A 19,102-nucleotide genomic window follows, 5' to 3' on the forward strand; every position below is an offset into this window, starting at 1 on the left:
TATATTTGTTGACCTAAAAAAAAACTTATAGTGAGTCAAATCAATAAGCTAAAAATATTCAATGATCCCATTTATGGGTTTATTACCATACCCAATGCCTTAATTTACGATTTAATACAGCATCTTTATTTTCAGCGTTTGCGCCGTATTTCCCAGATGGGCTTGTCGTATTTAGTATATCCCGGTGCCAATCATACCCGTTTTCATCATGCTTTAGGTTGTATGCATTTAATGCAAAAAGCGGTTGATGTATTGCGTTTTAAGGGAGTTTCAATATCTCCTGAAGAAGAAAATGCACTCTATATTGCCATTTTGTTACACGATATAGGACATGGCCCTTTTTCGCATGCTATGGAAAGAAGTATCGTTGAGGATGTACATCATGAGGAAATTTCCTTATTGTTCATGAATCAGTTAAATGTGGAATTCAAAGGCCAGTTGAGTCTAGCCATTCAGGTTTTCAAGGGGGAATATGACCGGAAATTTATGCTGCAACTTATTTCGAGCCAATTGGATATGGATCGTATGGATTATTTGAAACGCGATAGTTTTTATTCGGGTGTTTCAGAAGGCAATGTCAATTCAGAACGATTAATCCAAATGATGAATGTTGCTGATGATGTTTTGGTTATTGAAGAGAAGGGAATTTACTCTGTTGAAAAATTCTTAATGTCCAGACGATTAATGTACTGGCAGGTTTATTTACACAAAACCAGTTTAGTGGCCGAGTTAATTTTGACGAAAGTCCTAAAAAGAGCTAAAGAATTGACCTTAAAAGGAGTACAGTTGCCTTGCAGCAAGCCGTTGTCCTTTTTTATGGAAAATAAAGTTACGATGGACACATTTGATGCCGGGAGGTTAGATTTATTTGCACAATTAGATGATTTTGATATTATTGGGGCTTTAAAAGCTTGGCAAAAAGAGGATGATTTTATTCTGTCGTCTTTGAGTAAAATGATTGTCAACCGTGATTTATTAAAGATAAAATTAACGAGTGAAAAAGTCACTTTGGAAGAATTACAGCCGTTGAAAGAACGTTTTGCAGCAGAGCATCATATTTCTTTACAAGAAACAAACTATTTTATTTTTAGAGGAAAAATAAAAAATCAGGCTTACAGTAAACAGGCAGAACCCATACGAATTTTGAATAAAGACAAAACTATTGAAGACGTAGTCGATGCCTCTGACCAATTGAATTTGAAATCATTATCTAAATCCGTTACCAAATATTACATATGTTTTCCAAAACAACTGTTATAAATTCAGTATTTAAAACCTATTTTTTATATTTTTGTCGGGATGAAATTTACAGCAGAACAAATAGCAGGGATTTTAGAAGGTGAAGTTGTAGGAAATCCAATGGCAGAAGTTTCTAGATTATCAAAAATCGAAGAAGGCATCGAAGGATCACTAACATTCTTGTCAAACCCCAAATATCAGAATTATATTTATTCTACTAAAGCATCTGTAACAATTGTTAATGATACTTTTATAGCAGAGGCACCAATCACTACAACTTTGATTAAAGTGATTGATGCGTATTCCGCATTTTCAAAATTATTAGAATTTTACAATCAGGTAAAATTAAATAAAAGTGGGATAGAACAACCCTCTTTCCTTTCGGACAGCGTTAAATATGGAGAAAGTTTATATTTAGGGAGTTTTAGTTATGTAGGTCAAAATGTTGTTTTAGGAGAAAACGTAAAAATTTATCCCAATTGTTTTCTGGGTGATAATGTAGTAGTAGGGGATAATGTAATTCTATTTGCTGGTGCAAAAATTTATTCAGAGACCATAATAGGGAATAACTGTACGATACATTCCGGAGCTATAATAGGTTCAGATGGTTTTGGTTTTGCACCTAATCCAGACGGAACCTATACGAAAATCCCGCAAATAGGAAATGTTATTATTGAAGATAATGTTGATATTGGGTCTTGTACTACAATAGATAGAGCCACAATGGGTTCAACTATTATACGCAAAGGCGTGAAGCTGGACAATCAAATTCAAATTGCGCACAATGTTGAAATTGGGGAGAATACGGTAATAGCGGCACAAACCGGTGTTGCGGGTTCAACTAAAATTGGCAAAAACGGGATGATTGGTGGCCAAGTTGGAATTTCTGGACACCTAACCATTGGCAATAATGTACGAATTCAAGCGCAATGTGGTGTAGGAAGGAATATTAAAGACAATGAAATCTTGCAAGGAAGTCCCGCATTTGGGTACAATGATTTTAGTAAATCGTATGTTCATTTCAAAAATCTACCCAAAATTGTTGCGGAAATTGAAGAATTAAAAAAACAAATTTTAAACCAAAAAAATGGAAAAAATGGTTAAACAGAAGACCATCAAAACAGAAATCTCTCTAACTGGGGTTGGATTACACACAGGTAAAGAAGTGAAAATGACTTTTAAACCTGCTCCAGTTAATAATGGTTTTACTTTTGTTCGTGTAGATCTAGAGGGACAACCTATTGTGGAAGCTGATGCAAATTATGTAGTAAATACACAAAGAGGAACCAATTTAGAAAAGTTAGGTGTCAAAATTCAAACACCAGAACATGTTTTAGCGGCATTGACGGGTTGTGACTTAGATAATGTCATCATAGAATTGAATGCTTCTGAACTACCAATAATGGATGGCTCCTCTAAATTCTTTGTTGAAGCTCTTGAAAAAGCGGGTATCGAAGAACAAAGTGCAAAAAGGAATGTTTATGTAGTAAAAGAAGTAATTTCATTTACTGATGAAGCCACAGGCAGCGAAATTTTAGTGATGCCAAGTGATTATTACTGCGTTACTGCGATGGTTGATTTTGGGACTAAAATTTTAGGAACTCAAAATGCGACTATGAAAAATATTTCTGATTTCAAAACGGAGATATCTGAGTCAAGAACCTTCAGTTTCTTGCATGAATTAGAATCTCTTTTAGAGAACGGTTTGATAAAAGGAGGTGATTTAAATAATGCTATCGTATATGTTGATAAAGAAATATCAGCCGCTACAATGGAAAGTTTGAAACTCGCTTTTGGAAAAGAGCAGATAACGGTTAAACCAAATGGTATATTAGACAATCTGACTTTACATTATCCAAATGAAGCGGCAAGACACAAACTACTTGATGTGGTAGGGGATTTAGCTTTAATTGGAACTAAAATACAAGGTAAGGTAATAGCTAATAAACCAGGGCATTTTGTCAACACACAATTTGCGAAGAAAATGGCTAAAATCATAAAAATTGAACAACGGAATTATGTTCCTGTTTTTGATTTACATCAGGAACCACTGATGGACATTCATAAAATCATGGCAGTCCTGCCTCATAGACCCCCATTTTTATTGATTGACAGAATTATAGAAATGTCTGAAACTCATGTGGTGGGAATGAAAAATGTAACTATGAATGAAAACTTTTTTGTAGGTCATTTTCCTGAAGCTCCGGTTATGCCAGGTGTTTTAATTGTGGAAGCCATGGCACAAACAGGGGGGATTCTTGTTTTAAGCACGGTTCCGGATCCGGAGAACTATTTGACTTATTTTATGAAAATAGATAATGTTAAATTTAAACACAAAGTATTACCAGGCGATACTTTGATTTTTAAATGCGATTTAATTACGCCTATCCGACGAGGTATTTGTCATATGCAAGCAAATGCGTATGCAAATGGAAAACTGGTTGCTGAAGCAGAATTGATGGCCCAAATTGCTAAGAAACAGTAATTTTTTTGTTGATTTGGTTAATCGTGTATTCGGTTAATCGATTAAACAGTTAAACGATTAAACAAAGAATATGAATCAACCACTAGCATATGTTCATCCTGGCGCTAAAATCGCTAAAAATGTTGTCATTGAACCGTTTACAACCATCCATAATAATGTAGTTATTGGGGATGGTACTTGGATAGGATCTAACGTTACCATAATGGAAGGCGCAAGAATAGGAAAAAATTGTAATATATTCCCTGGTGCAGTAATTTCAGCAGTTCCACAGGATTTAAAATTTGGCGGAGAAGATTCTTTAGCAATTATTGGAGATAATTGTACCATAAGAGAATGTGTGACCATCAATAGGGGAACAATAGCATCCGGACAAACTACCTTAGGTAATAATTGTTTGGTAATGGCAACGGCGCATATTGCCCACGATTGTCACATAGGTGATAATGCTATTATTGTAAACGGAGTCGCTCTGGCCGGTCATGTAACCGTTGGTAAATATGCCGTTATTGGAGGATTGGCTGCCATTCATCAGTTTATCCATATTGGAGATCATGCCATGATTTCTGGTGGATCTTTAGTAAGAAAAGATGTTCCCCCTTTTACCAAAGCCGCAAAAGAACCTTTGTCGTATGTAGGTATTAATTCTGTGGGATTGAGAAGACGTGGTTTTACAACAGAAAAAATCAGAGAAATTCAAGATATTTACAGAATTCTGTACCAAAAAAATTACAATACCACGCAAGCTTTGGGTATTATTGAAGCTGAAATGGAGGCCACGCCGGAAAGAGATGAAATCATTGATTTTATTCGAAACTCTTCAAGAGGTGTAATGAAAGGCTATTCAGGAAATTATTAAGAATCAACAAATCAACAAATAAAAATAAAAATGGCATCTACATCAGACATTAAAAACGGATTGTGTATTAAATACAACAACGATATCTACAAAATCATTGAATTTCTTCATGTAAAACCAGGAAAAGGACCAGCTTTCGTAAGAACTAAACTAAGAAGTTTAACAAACGGAAAAGTATTGGACAACACTTTTTCTGCGGGTCATAAAATCGAAGAAGTTCGAGTTGAAAATCATAAATTTCAATATTTATATCCGGAAGGTGATGAATTCCATTTTATGAATACAGAAACCTTTGAGCAAATTTCCTTGAATAAAAATATTTTGGATTCCCCAGGATTATTAAAAGAAGGCGAAAATGTAATGGTAAGCATCAATACAGAGACTGATTTACCTCTTTCTGTAGATATGCCGGCATCTGTAATTCTTGAAGTGACTTATGCGGAACCAGGTATCAAAGGAAATACTGCTACAAATGCAACAAAATCAGCAACTGTTGAAACAGGAGCCAATGTAAATGTACCTTTGTTTATCAATGAAGGAGATAAAATTAAAATAGATACTGCATCAGGTTCTTATATGGAACGAGTTAAAGAATAGTTTGCAGTAATTAGTGTTCAGTAATCAGATATACTGGACACTGGACACTGAACACTCAATACTAAATAATAAATGAAATTCCAAAAAGTTTACTCTTTAGAAGCAATTGCAAATATCATCGGCTGTGAATATGTTGGTGATAAAAATTTTCCAGTGACTGGAATGAATGAAATACATGTTGTTGAATCTGGAGATATTGTTTTTGTAGATCACCCTAAGTATTATGATAAAGCGTTAAACTCAGCGGCAACTATAGTTTTAATTAATAAAAATGTAGCTTGTCCTGATGGAAAAGCATTACTGATTTCTGATGATCCGTTTAGGGATTTCAACAGATTAACAAAACACTTTAGACCTTTTCAGCACTCAAATGTATCAATCCCTGCTTCAGCTTCAATAGGTGAAGGAACTGTAATACAGCCCAATACATTTATTGGAAATCATGTTGTTATTGGAGAAAATTGTGTGATACATTCTAATGTTTCTATTTATGATTATACCGTAATTGGTGATAATGTAATCATTCACGCAGGAACAATTTTGGGTGCCGATGCTTTTTATTATAAAAAACGTCCTGAAGGATACGATCAATTACTTTCCGGTGGAAGAGTGGTTATCAAAGACAATGTGGGAATTGGAGCGCTTTGTACAATTGACAAAGGTGTTACTGGCGACACTATTATTGGTGAAGGCACAAAAATTGATAATCAGGTGCATGTAGGTCATGACACCGTGATTGGGAAAAAATGTTTAATTGCTTCACAAACCGGAATTGCCGGATGCGTTATTATAGAAGATGAAGTTACAATATGGGGGCAAGTAGGAACTACCAGCGGAATCACAATAGGAGCAAAGGCTGTTATTCTAGGGCAAACCGGAGTTACAAAATCGGTAGAGGGAGGTAAATCCTATTTTGGAACGCCAATTGAGGAATCAAGAGAAAAATTGAAGCAACTGGCCAATATTAAAAAGATACCAGAAATTCTTACTAAACTAAAATAATATGTCTGCAAAAGAAATCGTTCAACAATTTTATAAATCAGATGCTTTAATTGACAGCGAAGTCATCAAAGATTATTTGCACCCGGAAGTAATAGTAGAATGGAATAGCAGCAAAGGATTCATTCAGTTGGATTATAATTCTTTATTAAATTTATCTAATGATTTAAGCAAAGCGTATGTTCGTTCTAAAGTTCGAATAAGCCATATTATTGGTGAAAATAATTTAATTTCCGTGCGCTATTCTCATTTTGTCAAAACAATTGAAAATCCTAGAGAAGAGATGTTATTAGCACATTTTATAGCTATTTGGGAAATAAAAGACAATAAATTATACAGAGGGTATCAAATGAGTCAATTATCCTAATTTAGTGTCAAAAAACTGAACACTGAACACTGATTACTGCTTACTATTTTATACTTTTGCATAACAATTTTAAAAACTACATAAAAAATATATCATGAGTGTTTTAGTTAATAAAGATTCCAAAATAATTGTTCAAGGTTTTACAGGAAGTGAAGGAACTTTCCATGCTTCTCAAATGATTGAGTACGGTACTAACGTTGTTGGTGGTGTAACTCCAGGAAAAGGAGGGACAACTCACTTAGACAGACCCGTTTTCAATACTGTAAAAGATGCTGTAGAACAAGCAGGAGCTGATACAACTATCATTTTTGTTCCACCGGCTTTTGCTGCTGATGCAATAATGGAAGCTGCAGATGCAGGTATAAAAGTAATTATTGCAATTACTGAAGGAATACCTGTTGCTGACATGATAAAAGCAAATAGTTACGTAAAAGAAAGAAATGCTCGTCTAATAGGACCTAACTGCCCAGGAATAATTACTCCGGGTGAAGCTAAAGTTGGCATTATGCCAGGTTTCGTTTTCAAAAAAGGAACTGTTGGTATTGTTTCTAAATCGGGAACATTAACCTATGAAGCAGCAGATCAAGTAGTTAAACAAGGATTGGGAATTACTACTGCTATTGGTATTGGTGGAGACCCAATTATTGGAACTACAACAAAAGAAGCTGTTGAATTATTGATGAACGATCCTGAAACAGAATGTATTGTAATGATAGGTGAAATTGGCGGACAATTAGAAGCTGATGCAGCTCACTGGATCAAAGCTGATGGTAATCGTAAACCAGTTGTAGGATTCATTGCAGGAGTTACCGCTCCAGTGGGACGCACAATGGGACATGCAGGTGCAATCGTAGGTGGGTCTGACGATACTGCTGAAGCAAAGAAGCAAATCATGAGAGAATGTGGTATTCACGTAGTAGATTCTCCAGCTGAAATTGGTAAAAAAGTAAAAGAAGTTTTAGGTTAATCTAAACTCTAACTAAATATTATAAAAGCCTCGCATTTTGTGGGGCTTTTTTTATTATAAATTCAATTAAAGAAATATCTTTGCACTTTAGTAAATAAATCTGTTTTTCAGATGTAATCCTAATAAAAGTAAACATAAACGAATGGTTTCTAATGGACTTCGCGGTATTGCTGGGTATTTTTTTGCTGAAGCCAATTCAAATTAAAATAAAAAAAATGTATAAAGAGTTAAAAAAATTCAAAGTTACCAATCAGTTTTCATTCACTACAGAAGATAGTTTAGCCGAAGTTTGTAATGCTTCAGAAGGATCTGGAATATTTTTAGTATATGCCGTAGCAGAAGAGAAAGAGTTGATTATGGTGGGTTCTACCGGAACTGTCCAAAATAACGGAACTTTGAAAATCAAAAATGGAGGTCTAAAAGAAAAGATTGTTGAAGGACACCAATTTGCTAAAACAGGAAGAAAATATTCTTGGCCAGCGCAAATGAAAATTGAAGAGATCAGCACGCTAGAAGTGGTTTGGTATGAGACATTCAACGATAAAACTAAAGTGATTCCAACATTCATAGAAGGACAAGTTTTACAAAACTTCCTAGACGAAAATGGAAGATTGCCAAAATGGAATGTAGCTTTTTAATTATTTAAAGACTGTTTTTCAATATCTTACTTATAATTGCGTCACATTTTTATGTGGCGTTTTTTTTGTTTTATTATTTTTTAGAGTAAAATTCAAAATATTTCATAAATAATTAATTACTTTTGCATCCGTTATCACGAATCCTTCAATAGGATAGCAACCTGCAGCAACAAGCAAGGTGCTAAAACGATAAGCCAAATCCTTTGGAAAAAATGTTGTCTACATTCCCATTTTTAGCTTTGTTTTTCGTCGTAATTTTTAATTTTAAATTATTTTTATGACTTTATTTTCAAAAGACAAAGGAAATGCCTTTGCATTAATTCCTTTATTTGTTTTTATTTTTACTTTTTTGGGAGCGGGAATTATTCTAAATGATTTTTATGCTTTTCCATCGCCAGTAGCTGTTTTAGTTGGTATCATTGCTGCTTTTTTATTGTTTAAATCTTCAACTGAGGATAAGGTGGCTACATTAATTGCAGGGTGTGGTGAGAGTAAAATCATAACGATGTGCTTAATATATTTGCTGGCGGGAGCTTTTGCTGTGGTAAGTAAAGCCATGGGCGGGGTAGATGCTGTTGTGAATCTTGGAATAAATACCATTGACGTTGCTTATTTTCCATTAGGAATTTTCTTGATATCTTCTTTTTTATCAACTGCTACAGGTACATCAGTAGGTGCAATCGTAGCGATTGGCCCGATCGCAGTGGCATTAGCTGATAAAAGTGGTGCTTCATTACCGCTCATAGCTGGCGCTCTTTTAGGTGGTTCTATGCTAGGTGATAATCTTTCCATGATTTCTGACACTACAATTGCCGCTACACAATCATTAGGGTGTGATTTAAAAGACAAGTTCAAAATTAACTTGTTTATTGCCTTTCCGGCTGCGGTTTTGACTATTTTGGTTTTCTTTTATCTTGGTTTAAACTCGGATATTATTACCGTTGCCATTGCAAAAAATAATTTTTCCTGGATCGCGATTGTACCCTATATTTTAGTAATAGTATTGGCGGTTGTGGGTGTTAATGTTTTTTCAACATTGCTTATCGGTACTTTATTAGCTGGTATTATTGGATATTTTAGTGGTTTATTTACGCTCATGGAGTTCACTCAAAAAATATATGAGGGATTTACCAGCATGACAGATATTTTTTTATTGTCAATGCTTACGGGAGGTTTAGCTGCGATGGTAGATAAAGCGGGCGGAATAACATATTTATTAGTCCAAATAAAAAAAAGAATTAAAAACAAAAAATCAGCACAGGCCGGAATTGGCGCTATAGTTGGATTTGCTAATTTGGCTATCGCCAATAATACTGTTTCTATTGTAATTACGGGACCTATTGCCAAAGAAATTAATGATGAATACAATTTAAATCCAAAAAAAACAGCAGCAATTCTGGATATTTTTTCGTGTGTAATTCAGGGGATCTTACCTTATGGCGCTCAAATATTACTTATATTGAGTTATGCCAATGGTAGCTTAAATTTCTTTGATTTAATTAGTAATGCCTGGTATCATTTGTTTTTATTAATTTTCACATTAGTGGCTATTTACAGTTCGTTTTGGGACAAATGGACTAAGCGTTTCTTTAAAATTTAAGAGTTGAATTTGACTGTTATTGCTTTTGAATTTTTTTTAAAAAGGGAAATATTATATATTTGACCATTGTAAGATAGCCCTGATAGTAGTGGAAATCCTTTTATGTGAGCGATAGCGGTCATAAAAGATTGAAGCGGATAGCAGGAATAGCTCCAAATAAAATTTAAACTAATTTTTGAATATGAAATTACTAGAAGGAAAAGTTGCCATAATTACTGGTGCGAGTCGCGGAATTGGAAAAGGAATTGCGGAAATTTTTGCAAAACACGGTGCAAACGTTGCCTTTACGTATAGTTCATCTGTTGAATCAGCTTTGGCTTTGGAAAATGAATTGAACGCTTTAGGGATTAAAGCCAAAGGATATCAATCAAATGCAGCTGATTTTAATGAAGCACAAACTCTTGTAGATGCGGTTTTAGCTGAATTCGGAACAGTCGATATTCTAATAAACAATGCCGGAATTACTAAAGACAACCTATTGATGCGAATGTCTGAAGGTGATTTTGATCAAGTTATTGATGTTAACCTGAAATCGGTTTTTAATATGACTAAAGCCATTCAGCGTACTTTCCTGAAACAACGTTCGGGTTCAATTATCAATATGAGTTCAGTAGTAGGAGTGAAAGGAAATGCAGGACAAACGAATTATGCGGCTTCTAAAGCGGGAGTTATTGGTTTTTCGAAATCTGTAGCATTGGAATTAGGATCTCGTAACATTCGTTGTAATGTAATTGCTCCGGGATTTATAGAAACGGAAATGACGGCTAAATTAAACGAAGATGTTGTAAAAGGATGGAGAGATGGAATTCCGTTAAAACGTGGCGGAACAACTGAAGACGTTGCCAATGCGTGCCTTTTCTTTGCTTCAGATATGAGTGCATATATAACCGGACAGGTTATGAATGTTTGTGGCGGAATGCTTACTTAAAATTTAATTAAAAGATTAAAAATTCAAAAATTTAAAGATTTTTGAACTACATAATTAATTTTTTAATCATTAAATTCTTCAAATCTTTTAATAAAGAATAAATGACAACAAACACGCTACTATTATTATTGCTTTCATTACTAATAGCTGGTGGTTTGTCATTTTTTCAATATATCTACAATGCCAAAAACAAATCGAAAGTCGATTGGTTTTTGGCTTTTTTACGTTTTTTATCCATTTTTGGAATTTTAATGTTGTTGATTAATCCAATACTAACCAAAAATACCTTCGAAACGGTAAAAACGCCTTTGCCGATTGTTGTTGATAATTCCAGTTCTATTTCTTTTTTGAATGCCAATGAGAAAGCATTAGAATTATATAAAAAAATACAATCAAATTCAGACTTACAAGAGAAATTCGATGTGCAATTGTATCAGTTTTCAGATGATTTTGAACCTACGGAAACATTTGATTTTAAAGGAACTCAAACCAATATCGATGTTGTAGCCAAAAATCTAAAAAGCATTTATAAAAACACCGTATATCCAACAGTTTTAATCACAGATGGAAACCAGACTTCAGGTAATGATTATGTATTTAGTTTTGACCCATTAAATAAAGTTTATCCGGTAATATTAGGCGACACGACAAAATTATTTGACTTAAAAATCAATCAAGTGAACGTTAATAAATATGCTTTTCATAAGAATAAATTTCCTGTAGAGGTTTTTTTGCAGTATTCAGGAACTAAAAGTATAAAAGCGGATTTTGTTATTTCACAAGGAAATTCAGTATTCAGTACACAATCCATTACCTTATCACCATCCAAGAAGACAGCAACTGTACCCGTACTTTTGCCGGCTGATAAAATAGGATTACAGGTTTTTAAAGTTACAATTTCATCAAAAGAAAAAGAAAAAAACACATATAACAACACCAAGAATTTTGCAGTTGAAGTTATTGATCAAAAAACAAATATTGCCATAATTTCAGCTATAAATCATCCCGATTTAGGGGCTATGAAAAGAGCTATTGAATCGAATGTACAGCGTAAAGTAATAATTATTAAACCAAATGAAATCAAAACATTACAAGATTATAATGTTTTGATTTTATACCAACCAACGACTGAATTCAAAACTATTTTTGAAAGTAATAAAGTTGCCGGAATTAATACATTTATTATTACTGGAAACAACACTAATTTCAATTTTTTGAATCAGCAACAGGATAATTTAAGTTTTAAAATGAGCGGACAAAAAGAAGACTATTTGTCGGTTTTTAATGCGCAATTTAATTTGTTTGCAGCGGACAATATTGGGTTTGAAGATTTACCGCCTTTGCAAAACGCTTTTGGAACCGTAACTACAAAAGGAGTTGTGTCAGTTTTGCTTTCATCTAAAATCAGAACAATAGATACGAATGCGCCTTTACTGGTTTTTGCAGAAAATCAAGGCAGGCGAGCCACTTATCTTTTGGGTGAAAATAGTTGGAAATGGCGCTTGCAAACACATGTAAGTAATCAATCTTTTGAAAAATATGACACTTTCATGGATAAGATTATTCAATTTTTGGCTTCTAATAATTCTAAAAAATCATTGGTTGTTGAACATGAAAGTTTTTATAATTCCGGTGAAGCCATTGAAATAACGGCACAATATTTCAATAAAAATTATGAGTTTGATGAAAAAGCCCGTTTGACTATAGCGGTAAAAAATACCCAAACCAAGCAAACGAAAAATTACGATTTATTGAAAGAGAGTAATTCCTATAAAGTTAATCTTGACGGATTGAAAGCGGGTTCTTATACTTTTACGGTAAAAGAATTAAATTCTAAAACTACGTATTCCAATAGTTTTGAAATTCTTGATTTTGATATTGAAAAACAATTTGTTAATCCAGACGTGGAGAAATTGGCGCAATTAGCTGGGCAAACACAAGGAAAAGCGTATTTTTCAGATCAAGTAGACGTATTGATTAAAACGCTTTTAGAAAATGAAGAATACAAGACGATACAAAAGAGTAGTGTTACCAAAACTCCTTTGATAGATTGGATGTGGTTATTGGTTTTAATTTCAATTTTACTGACAACCGAATGGTTTGTTCGAAAACACAACGGATTACTTTAATAAAACAAAATTAAACAACATGGATTTTAGACTGAAAGTATTTTATACTGTTGCCAATCGGTTGAGTTTTACAAAAGCGGCAACCGAATTGTTTATTTCACAACCTGCGATTTCCAAACACATTAAGGAATTAGAAGAGGATTATAAAATCAAACTGTTTGACAGAAATGGATCTAAAATAGCATTGACAACTGCTGGAGAAGTATTATTGAAACACACTAAAAACATTTTTGAAGTGTATCGCGAAATTAATTTTGACATGAGCACGCTGATTAATCAACGTTCCGGATTGTTGCAATTAGGTGCCAGTACTACAATTTCTCAGTATATAATTCCGCCACTTTTAGCTCGTTTCCATCAAAAATTGGAAGATATAAAAGTGAGTTTACTCAATGGAAACACGGAACAAATAGAAAACGCTCTATTAAAAAAAGAAATTGAAATAGGAATTGTTGAAGGACAATCTAAAAATAAATCTATTAAATATACCGAGTTTTTAAAAGATGAATTGGTTTTGGTGTGTAAGAGTACCAATCCATTAGTAAATCGTGATGAAGTGACTCAGGATGATCTTAAAAAGATGCATTTTTTAATGCGAGAACAAGGTTCAGGAACACTTGAAGTAATTGAACATGCGTTGAAACCATTTGACATTAAAATATCCGAACTACAAATTGAAATGCAATTGGGAAGTACGGAAAGTATAAAATCCTATTTAATGCACTCGGATTGTGTCGCTTTTATATCGATTCATGCCATCAAAAAAGAACTTAAAAACAATGAATTGGCTATATTAGATATTGAAGACCTGATTATAGAACGATACTTTTATATTATTACGCTACAAGGAAAAACAGATTCATTATCCGATTTGTTTATCCAGAATATTTCCAATTATTATAATTTAAAGTTATAGCAGATTATAATTTGCGATTGGCATAAATAGTTTTATCGTTTCACCTTTGTACTGTATTAATTCAACAACTTTACATTGGAAACGAATCGAAAAGCAATTCAGAAGGAATCTTTTATTTTTTTTAAACTAAATGCCAAATTGCAGCAACTCATTTTCGTTGCATTGCTTTTGTTATGCACCACAATTTTTATTTCTCCGCCTTTTGCTTTGGTACTAGGATTGATTGTTGCTAACCTTTTTGGACATCCTTTTTTAGAATTGAATCATAAAGCCACTAATTATCTGTTGCAGTTTTCGGTAGTTGGTTTAGGATTTGGAATGAATGTTGACAATGCTATTTCTGTTGGAAAAGAGGGATTTTTTTTTACAATTGCTTCTATTGTGAGCACTGTAGTTTTAGGAACTTATTTAGGAAAATGGTTTAAAACGGACACAAAAACATCTCATTTAATTTCTTGTGGAACTGCAATTTGTGGAGGAAGTGCTATTGCCGCTATCGCTCCCGTAATCCAATCGAATGAAAAACAAACCTCAGTTGCTTTAGGAGTGATATTTATTTTGAATTCGGTAGCACTGTTTTTATTTCCTGCAGTAGGTCATTGGCTGGATTTATCGCAAAAAGAGTTTGGATTATGGTGCGCCATTGCTATTCATGATACGAGTTCTGTGATAGGAGCAGCGAGTAAATTTGGTCCTGAAGCCATGCAAATAGCCACAGCAGTAAAATTAGCACGTGCGTTGTGGATTATTCCTGTAGCATTGATTACCGCATTTATTTTCAAAAATAAATCCGGAAAAATAAAAATTCCGTATTTTATAGGATTGTTTATTTTGGCAATGATCGCCAATACCTATCTGCCACAAATGAAGAGTGCAGGACCACATTTAGTTTCATTTGCCAAAATAGGCCTGACGGTAACTTTGTTTTTAATTGGTACCGGATTAAATAGGAATGTATTGAAATCAGTAGGATTAAAACCGCTTGTGCAGGGAGTTTTGCTTTGGACATTCATTGCAGTTGCAACTTTAATTTCAATTATTTATTTAAAATAGTTTTATGACGGAAGGTTTTTCGTTTGATCACATGAAATTGTAATCTGATATAATCATACAAAAGTGCAAACAATAAAAAGGTTGCGGCAACAAAAAGTGTTTTCATGCCTAGTAAATTATACAAAAAACCACCTAAAATACAGCCCATGAAAAAGAATATAATAATAGACAATCTCAAATAAATACTAATCTTTAATTTTTTATTTTCTTCTGGTTTTTTATAAAAAAACAATTGTGACAGTTCGATTCCCAAATCAGTAAAAAGCCCCGTTAAATGGGTTGTTCTAACCGTAGATTGAGATATTTTTGTTACCAAAGAGTTTTGTATTCCCATGGCAAAAAGCATCGAAAAAGCAATCCATTTTCCTTCAATGCTGGATAATTCAGACGCTAGTCCAAAAATACCAATACCAATCAAAATAATCATTTCCAGTGAAATAGGAATAACATGAGATAAATCAGGATGTTTTTTAGAAATTAATTCTGCCAAAAAATTAGAGGTAAAAGCGCCCAACAAGAAGAAAATAGTAAATACAAAAAAGGTAATAGCAGCTATATAATTCTGTTTCATTATTTCTTCGGCAAAATAGGCAAAATGTCCCGTAACATTTGTGGTCAACGTGTGTACGGATAAAACTCCAGTAACATTTACAATTCCGGCAACAAAAGATAGTAAAGTGGCTAAACGCAGGTTATGAATAAAAGTTCTATTTTTTCCTTGATGTCGAAACATAGTTGTACTTTTCTTGTTTTAATTAACAGAATCTTAAACTCAATTTTTTCTAATAACGATTTAAAGAAATACATTTGTACTTCAAAAAAATAAATTTAATGAAAAATTTTAAAATTAGACCTACGCTTATCACTTTATCTGCTCTTGGAGCTGCACTTTTTCTTTTGTCGTGGGGCGTTATTGGTCATGAACGAATCAATAGAGCGGCGGTAATGGCACTTCCAAAACCATTGCAGACCTTTTTTTACAATCACATTGATTTCATTACCCAAGAATCTACTGTTCCGGATTTGAGAAGAAATGTTTTGAATGATAAAGCAGAGCCGCCCCGTCATTATTTTGATATGGAGAATTTTGGAGCTGTGGAAACGTTTCCTAAAACTATGGAAGAAGCGAAGCTGAAGTACGATGAGAAGTTTTTGACTAAAAACGGAATTTTACCGTGGTATATTCAGGATATGATGGTCAAATTGACTAAAGCGTTCAAGGATAAAAGAAAAAATGAAATTCTTTTTATTGCGGGGGATTTAGGTCATTATTTAGCTGATGCGCATATGCCGTTGCATACATCGGACAATCATGATGGACAAAACACCAACCAAAAAGGAATTCACTCGTTATGGGAAAGTCGTTTACCGGAGTTATTTGTAAAAGATTATAAATTTAACGTTCCTCAAGGAGTGTATCTTGAAAACGTAGAAAAAGCGACTTGGGATATCATTTTGGATACGCATAGTCTAGTGGAACCTTTGTTGGCTGCCGATAAAAAACTAAGAACTTCAACTGCTGAAAATATGATGTATGTAACGGATGCCGCTGGAAATGTTGTCAAGAATAAATACGGAGGAATTTTATATTCGGATGAATATGCTGCTAAATTGCACACGGAGTTGAACGGAATGGTTGAACAACAAATGAAAAAAGCCATTACAGCCACTGCAAGTTTTTGGTACACGGCTTGGGTTAATGCCGGAAAACCAGATTTAAGTACTCTTGATACTGCCGAACTTACAAAGCGCAATAGCAAAACTTTAAAAAAGGATTTGAAAACTTTTGAAAAAGGAAATCTTTTTGGTTTAACAAACGAAAAAGAGTAACGATATATTTCCAAATAAAAAACGGGTGAGACGTCAATTTCACCCGTTTTCTTATGCTAATTAATTTTTTGATATTTCTTTTTTTTCAACATATCCGAGGCAGTTTGATAATACGAAATCGTTTCGTTTACTAAATCCGTTCTTTCTTTTGTGAGCGGTATTTGATCATAAAATATTTGAAAATCAGAAGCTACTTTTTGATTGGGTTTCAAAGTTAATCGAAATTGTTTGACGGTTTTTTTGGGTGAAATAATTGTCAACACATTGTCTTTAATCAATCCTAAATCCTGATAAGTAGCTATCAAAGCTCTTGGTTTATAGTCCGGTTTTAAAACATTCTGACCAAAGAATTTACTTTGGTAATCAAAATTTAATAACCCAAAAACTGTTGGCATAATATCAATTTGTGACATGAGATTATTGTATTTTCTTGGTTCAACTAATTCTGGACTGTAAATCATTGCTGGAATTCTGTATTTATCTGCCGGAAGTTCTGTTTTTCCTGCACTCGAAGCACAATGATCGGCAATAATAACAAAAACGGTATTGGTAAACCATGGTTGTCTTTTGGCCATTTCAAAGAATTTTTTTAGGGAATAATCTGTGTATTTTACACCGCCGTCACGAGATTTTGCATCTCCGGGAATGTCAATTTTCCCATTTGGATAAGTAAATGGTCTGTGATTGCTCACGGTCATAATGTGATTAAAAAACGGTTTATTTGCGGCTGCTTCTTTGTTCATTTCCTTGATCGCTTTGTTATACATATCCTCATCGCAAACGCCCCAAATATTAGCAAAGGTGATTTCGTTGGGTTCAAATGTTTTTTTGTCCACAATTTCATATCCATTTCCTGAAAAGAAATCGCCCATATTATCAAAAAAGGAATCGCCGCCATACATGAATTTTACAGTATAGCCTTTTTGTTTAAAGAGCGTTCCGGTAGAGAATTTATTTTTATTGTCTTTCCTTTTTATAACACTTTCGCCGGGAGTAGGGGGAAAACACAAAGTAACAGCTTCAAGACCGCGAACTGTTCTGTTTCCCACGGCATAGAGATTTGTAAATACTAAACTTTTAGTGGCCAGACTGTCTAAAAACGGAGTGATATTCTTCTCGTTTCCATACATTTTCATAAACTCCGCACTGTAACTTTCAATAGTGATCAAAACTACATTTTTATGATTCTCGGGAGCTTCATTCTTTATTTTTCTCCAAGTTGATTCTCCTGAAATAGAAGAAATTTGTTGTTTTAATTGGGCAAAGGCTTCACTGTTAGGAACTGTTCTATAGAATTTAAAATAATCCAATTCACTTTTCATAAATGCAACATAAAATTTATAGAGCCCATTGGCTTGCAATTCATTGGCAAACATATTTTGAGAATTTTCTTTAGTCGATAAAGCGGGAATTGCCAATAATGAAAGTGCGAAGAAAAGCAGGTAAATTCCTGAAATTTTGATTTTTTGTACAAAAGAGGGAATGCTTTCAATATAGTTTTTTGATTTCTTTACAATAAAATAAGTGACTAATCCTGCACAAATAAATAGTGCAGAAAATAAGGGAATCACAGGATAAGACTGCATAATATTACCTATCACTTCATTAGTATACACTAGATAATTTACTGCGATAAAATTGTATTTGACCCCAAATTCATTCCAAAAAAAGTATTCACTGATTCCATTTTGTAAAATTAAAACAACATATAAGAAGATGACGAAGGAAAATAACCAGTACCTGATTTGGTTTCGGTATTTTGGTAAAAAAAGTAATAATCCAAATAAAATTGCTTTTATGGAAATAAAAGCTGTTGCAATTTTTGGCAAAGCACTGCCATATTCGTTGAGTATCGTGTTTCCAAATGATACATAAAGTAATAAGGCTACTAATAATCCAAAAATAATGTACCCGTAAGGTTTAAAGTATTTTGTGTTGGAGATGAAAATAAGATAGAGCCACAAAAAGCCACTGACCAAAACAAAAACAAAAAAATCAGATAAAAATCCAAATATAAATAAGTTTAACGTATCAATCCAAGTAAATGAGGCTTGTGTGATGGGATGAAAAAAAAGTATAATTCTTAAAATAAAACTTATACTAACGTAAAACGCCACTAAATATAAGAATGGCGAAACCTTTTTTATAACCTCCATAGATTTTTTTGAACAAATATAGAGTTTATTAGTGCACTTTTATTTTAAGATTCACTTAAATTTCAGATTTAGATTCCGTTTATAATGTAATTATTTTAAATTTTTTTATTGTGACAAAACACCCAATTTCAGAATAAAATGCTTTAAAAATTGGAGATTTAAGAGGAAAAGATTAGTTGTTTATTGAAAAAGAACACACTACAATTAAGCACTGAGATTGTAGTACCGTTTTCCTAATTCATAAAAACAGACTAACTTAGTAGCCTGTTAGGAAGACTGGATTAGGATAATGGAGTAGTTTTATACTATAAAGAGCCTAGCTGTAGTGGTTATGAAAGTTTT

Annotated in this window: 17 protein-coding genes and 1 riboswitch; of the genes, 15 read left to right on the top strand and 2 right to left on the bottom strand. The window is 33.4% G+C overall.

From position 1 onward, the window contains the following. The first annotated feature begins 30 nt into the window (after positions 1-30). From EKM00_RS00615 to EKM00_RS00680, 14 genes are all read left to right on the top strand, one after another. Positions 31-1,260: an HD domain-containing protein gene (locus EKM00_RS00615; RefSeq protein WP_126514883.1), complete on the top strand. Its 1,230-nt coding sequence runs from the start codon at positions 31-33 to the stop codon at positions 1,258-1,260. Between the two features lie 39 nt (positions 1,261-1,299). Continuing rightward, positions 1,300-2,343, top strand: a complete 1,044-nt coding sequence (gene lpxD / locus EKM00_RS00620) for a UDP-3-O-(3-hydroxymyristoyl)glucosamine N-acyltransferase (RefSeq protein ID WP_126451547.1) — start codon at positions 1,300-1,302, stop codon at positions 2,341-2,343. Further along, complete coding sequence (locus tag EKM00_RS00625) at positions 2,336-3,724, top strand: bifunctional UDP-3-O-[3-hydroxymyristoyl] N-acetylglucosamine deacetylase/3-hydroxyacyl-ACP dehydratase (protein ID WP_126451548.1); 1,389 nt, start codon at positions 2,336-2,338, stop codon at positions 3,722-3,724. The genes lpxD and EKM00_RS00625 overlap by 8 nt, the downstream gene beginning before the upstream one ends. A gap of 70 nt (positions 3,725-3,794) precedes the next feature. Further along, positions 3,795-4,580 carry an acyl-ACP--UDP-N-acetylglucosamine O-acyltransferase gene (gene lpxA / locus EKM00_RS00630; protein WP_126451549.1) on the top strand — a complete coding sequence of 262 codons (786 nt, stop codon included), beginning with the start codon at positions 3,795-3,797 and terminating at the stop codon, positions 4,578-4,580. Between the two features lie 30 nt (positions 4,581-4,610). Continuing rightward, entirely contained in the window at positions 4,611-5,177 is a 567-nt protein-coding gene (efp, locus tag EKM00_RS00635; protein WP_126451550.1) for an elongation factor P, read from the top strand. Positions 5,178-5,249: 72 nt separating this feature from the next. Next, positions 5,250-6,179: a UDP-3-O-(3-hydroxymyristoyl)glucosamine N-acyltransferase gene (locus EKM00_RS00640; RefSeq protein WP_126451551.1), complete on the top strand. Its 930-nt coding sequence runs from the start codon at positions 5,250-5,252 to the stop codon at positions 6,177-6,179. 1 nt (position 6,180) lies between these two features. After that, positions 6,181-6,543, top strand: coding sequence for a nuclear transport factor 2 family protein (locus tag EKM00_RS00645; protein ID WP_126451552.1), 363 nt, complete (start codon positions 6,181-6,183; stop codon positions 6,541-6,543). A 94-nt stretch (positions 6,544-6,637) separates the two neighbouring features. Continuing rightward, the gene (gene sucD, locus EKM00_RS00650) at positions 6,638-7,510 is read left to right on the top strand and encodes a succinate--CoA ligase subunit alpha (RefSeq protein ID WP_126451553.1); all 873 of its coding nucleotides are present in this window, start codon (positions 6,638-6,640) and stop codon (positions 7,508-7,510) included. 215 nt (positions 7,511-7,725) lie between these two features. Further along, on the top strand, positions 7,726-8,148 hold the full coding sequence (locus tag EKM00_RS00655; RefSeq protein ID WP_126451554.1) for a hypothetical protein: 423 nt from the start codon (positions 7,726-7,728) through the stop codon (positions 8,146-8,148). 126 nt (positions 8,149-8,274) lie between these two features. Continuing rightward, positions 8,275-8,371, top strand: a riboswitch (SAM-I-IV-variant riboswitch). 54 nt (positions 8,372-8,425) lie between these two features. Continuing rightward, positions 8,426-9,748 carry a Na+/H+ antiporter NhaC family protein gene (locus EKM00_RS00660; protein ID WP_126514884.1) on the top strand — a complete coding sequence of 441 codons (1,323 nt, stop codon included), beginning with the start codon at positions 8,426-8,428 and terminating at the stop codon, positions 9,746-9,748. A gap of 181 nt (positions 9,749-9,929) precedes the next feature. Next, the gene (gene fabG, locus EKM00_RS00665) at positions 9,930-10,676 is read left to right on the top strand and encodes a 3-oxoacyl-[acyl-carrier-protein] reductase (RefSeq protein WP_126451556.1); all 747 of its coding nucleotides are present in this window, start codon (positions 9,930-9,932) and stop codon (positions 10,674-10,676) included. A 101-nt stretch (positions 10,677-10,777) separates the two neighbouring features. Next, a complete protein-coding gene (locus tag EKM00_RS00670) occupies positions 10,778-12,805 on the top strand; it encodes a hypothetical protein (RefSeq protein ID WP_126514885.1) in 2,028 nt (675 codons plus the stop codon). A gap of 19 nt (positions 12,806-12,824) precedes the next feature. Continuing rightward, positions 12,825-13,721 (top strand): LysR family transcriptional regulator, encoded by an 897-nt coding sequence (locus tag EKM00_RS00675; protein WP_126451558.1) that lies wholly within the window; start codon positions 12,825-12,827, stop codon positions 13,719-13,721. A gap of 96 nt (positions 13,722-13,817) precedes the next feature. Next, positions 13,818-14,774: a YeiH family protein gene (locus EKM00_RS00680; RefSeq protein ID WP_126515099.1), complete on the top strand. Its 957-nt coding sequence runs from the start codon at positions 13,818-13,820 to the stop codon at positions 14,772-14,774. Here EKM00_RS00680 and EKM00_RS00685 read toward each other — a convergent pair. Continuing rightward, positions 14,758-15,507 (bottom strand): YoaK family protein, encoded by a 750-nt coding sequence (locus tag EKM00_RS00685; protein ID WP_126451559.1) that lies wholly within the window; start codon positions 15,505-15,507, stop codon positions 14,758-14,760. The two genes, EKM00_RS00680 and EKM00_RS00685, sit on opposite strands and share 17 nt — an antisense overlap. A 98-nt stretch (positions 15,508-15,605) precedes the next feature. Here EKM00_RS00685 and EKM00_RS00690 point away from each other — a divergent pair, with 98 nt between their 5' ends. Beyond that, positions 15,606-16,604 (top strand): zinc dependent phospholipase C family protein, encoded by a 999-nt coding sequence (locus EKM00_RS00690; protein WP_126514886.1) that lies wholly within the window; start codon positions 15,606-15,608, stop codon positions 16,602-16,604. Positions 16,605-16,660: 56 nt separating this feature from the next. Here EKM00_RS00690 and EKM00_RS00695 read toward each other — a convergent pair whose 3' ends face one another. After that, a complete protein-coding gene (locus EKM00_RS00695; RefSeq protein WP_126514887.1) occupies positions 16,661-18,760 on the bottom strand; it encodes an LTA synthase family protein in 2,100 nt (699 codons plus the stop codon). Positions 18,761-19,102 lie beyond the last annotated feature (342 nt).

Origin of the sequence: Flavobacterium sp. RSP15 (assembly GCF_003968755.1) — a bacterium.
Classification (GTDB): Bacteria; Bacteroidota; Bacteroidia; order Flavobacteriales; family Flavobacteriaceae; genus Flavobacterium.

Coding starts and splice junctions, on each gene's coding strand:
- lpxD (WP_126451547.1), top strand. CDS start 1,300: ATGAAATTTACAGCAGAACAAATAGCAGGGATTTTAGAAGGTGAAGTT.
- EKM00_RS00625 (WP_126451548.1), top strand. CDS start 2,336: ATGGTTAAACAGAAGACCATCAAAACAGAAATCTCTCTAACTGGGGTT.
- lpxA (WP_126451549.1), top strand. CDS start 3,795: ATGAATCAACCACTAGCATATGTTCATCCTGGCGCTAAAATCGCTAAA.
- efp (WP_126451550.1), top strand. CDS start 4,611: ATGGCATCTACATCAGACATTAAAAACGGATTGTGTATTAAATACAAC.
- EKM00_RS00640 (WP_126451551.1), top strand. CDS start 5,250: ATGAAATTCCAAAAAGTTTACTCTTTAGAAGCAATTGCAAATATCATC.
- EKM00_RS00645 (WP_126451552.1), top strand. CDS start 6,181: ATGTCTGCAAAAGAAATCGTTCAACAATTTTATAAATCAGATGCTTTA.
- sucD (WP_126451553.1), top strand. CDS start 6,638: ATGAGTGTTTTAGTTAATAAAGATTCCAAAATAATTGTTCAAGGTTTT.
- EKM00_RS00655 (WP_126451554.1), top strand. CDS start 7,726: ATGTATAAAGAGTTAAAAAAATTCAAAGTTACCAATCAGTTTTCATTC.
- EKM00_RS00660 (WP_126514884.1), top strand. CDS start 8,426: ATGACTTTATTTTCAAAAGACAAAGGAAATGCCTTTGCATTAATTCCT.
- fabG (WP_126451556.1), top strand. CDS start 9,930: ATGAAATTACTAGAAGGAAAAGTTGCCATAATTACTGGTGCGAGTCGC.
- EKM00_RS00670 (WP_126514885.1), top strand. CDS start 10,778: ATGACAACAAACACGCTACTATTATTATTGCTTTCATTACTAATAGCT.
- EKM00_RS00675 (WP_126451558.1), top strand. CDS start 12,825: ATGGATTTTAGACTGAAAGTATTTTATACTGTTGCCAATCGGTTGAGT.
- EKM00_RS00685 (WP_126451559.1), bottom strand. CDS start 15,507: ATGTTTCGACATCAAGGAAAAAATAGAACTTTTATTCATAACCTGCGT.
- EKM00_RS00690 (WP_126514886.1), top strand. CDS start 15,606: ATGAAAAATTTTAAAATTAGACCTACGCTTATCACTTTATCTGCTCTT.
- EKM00_RS00695 (WP_126514887.1), bottom strand. CDS start 18,760: ATGGAGGTTATAAAAAAGGTTTCGCCATTCTTATATTTAGTGGCGTTT.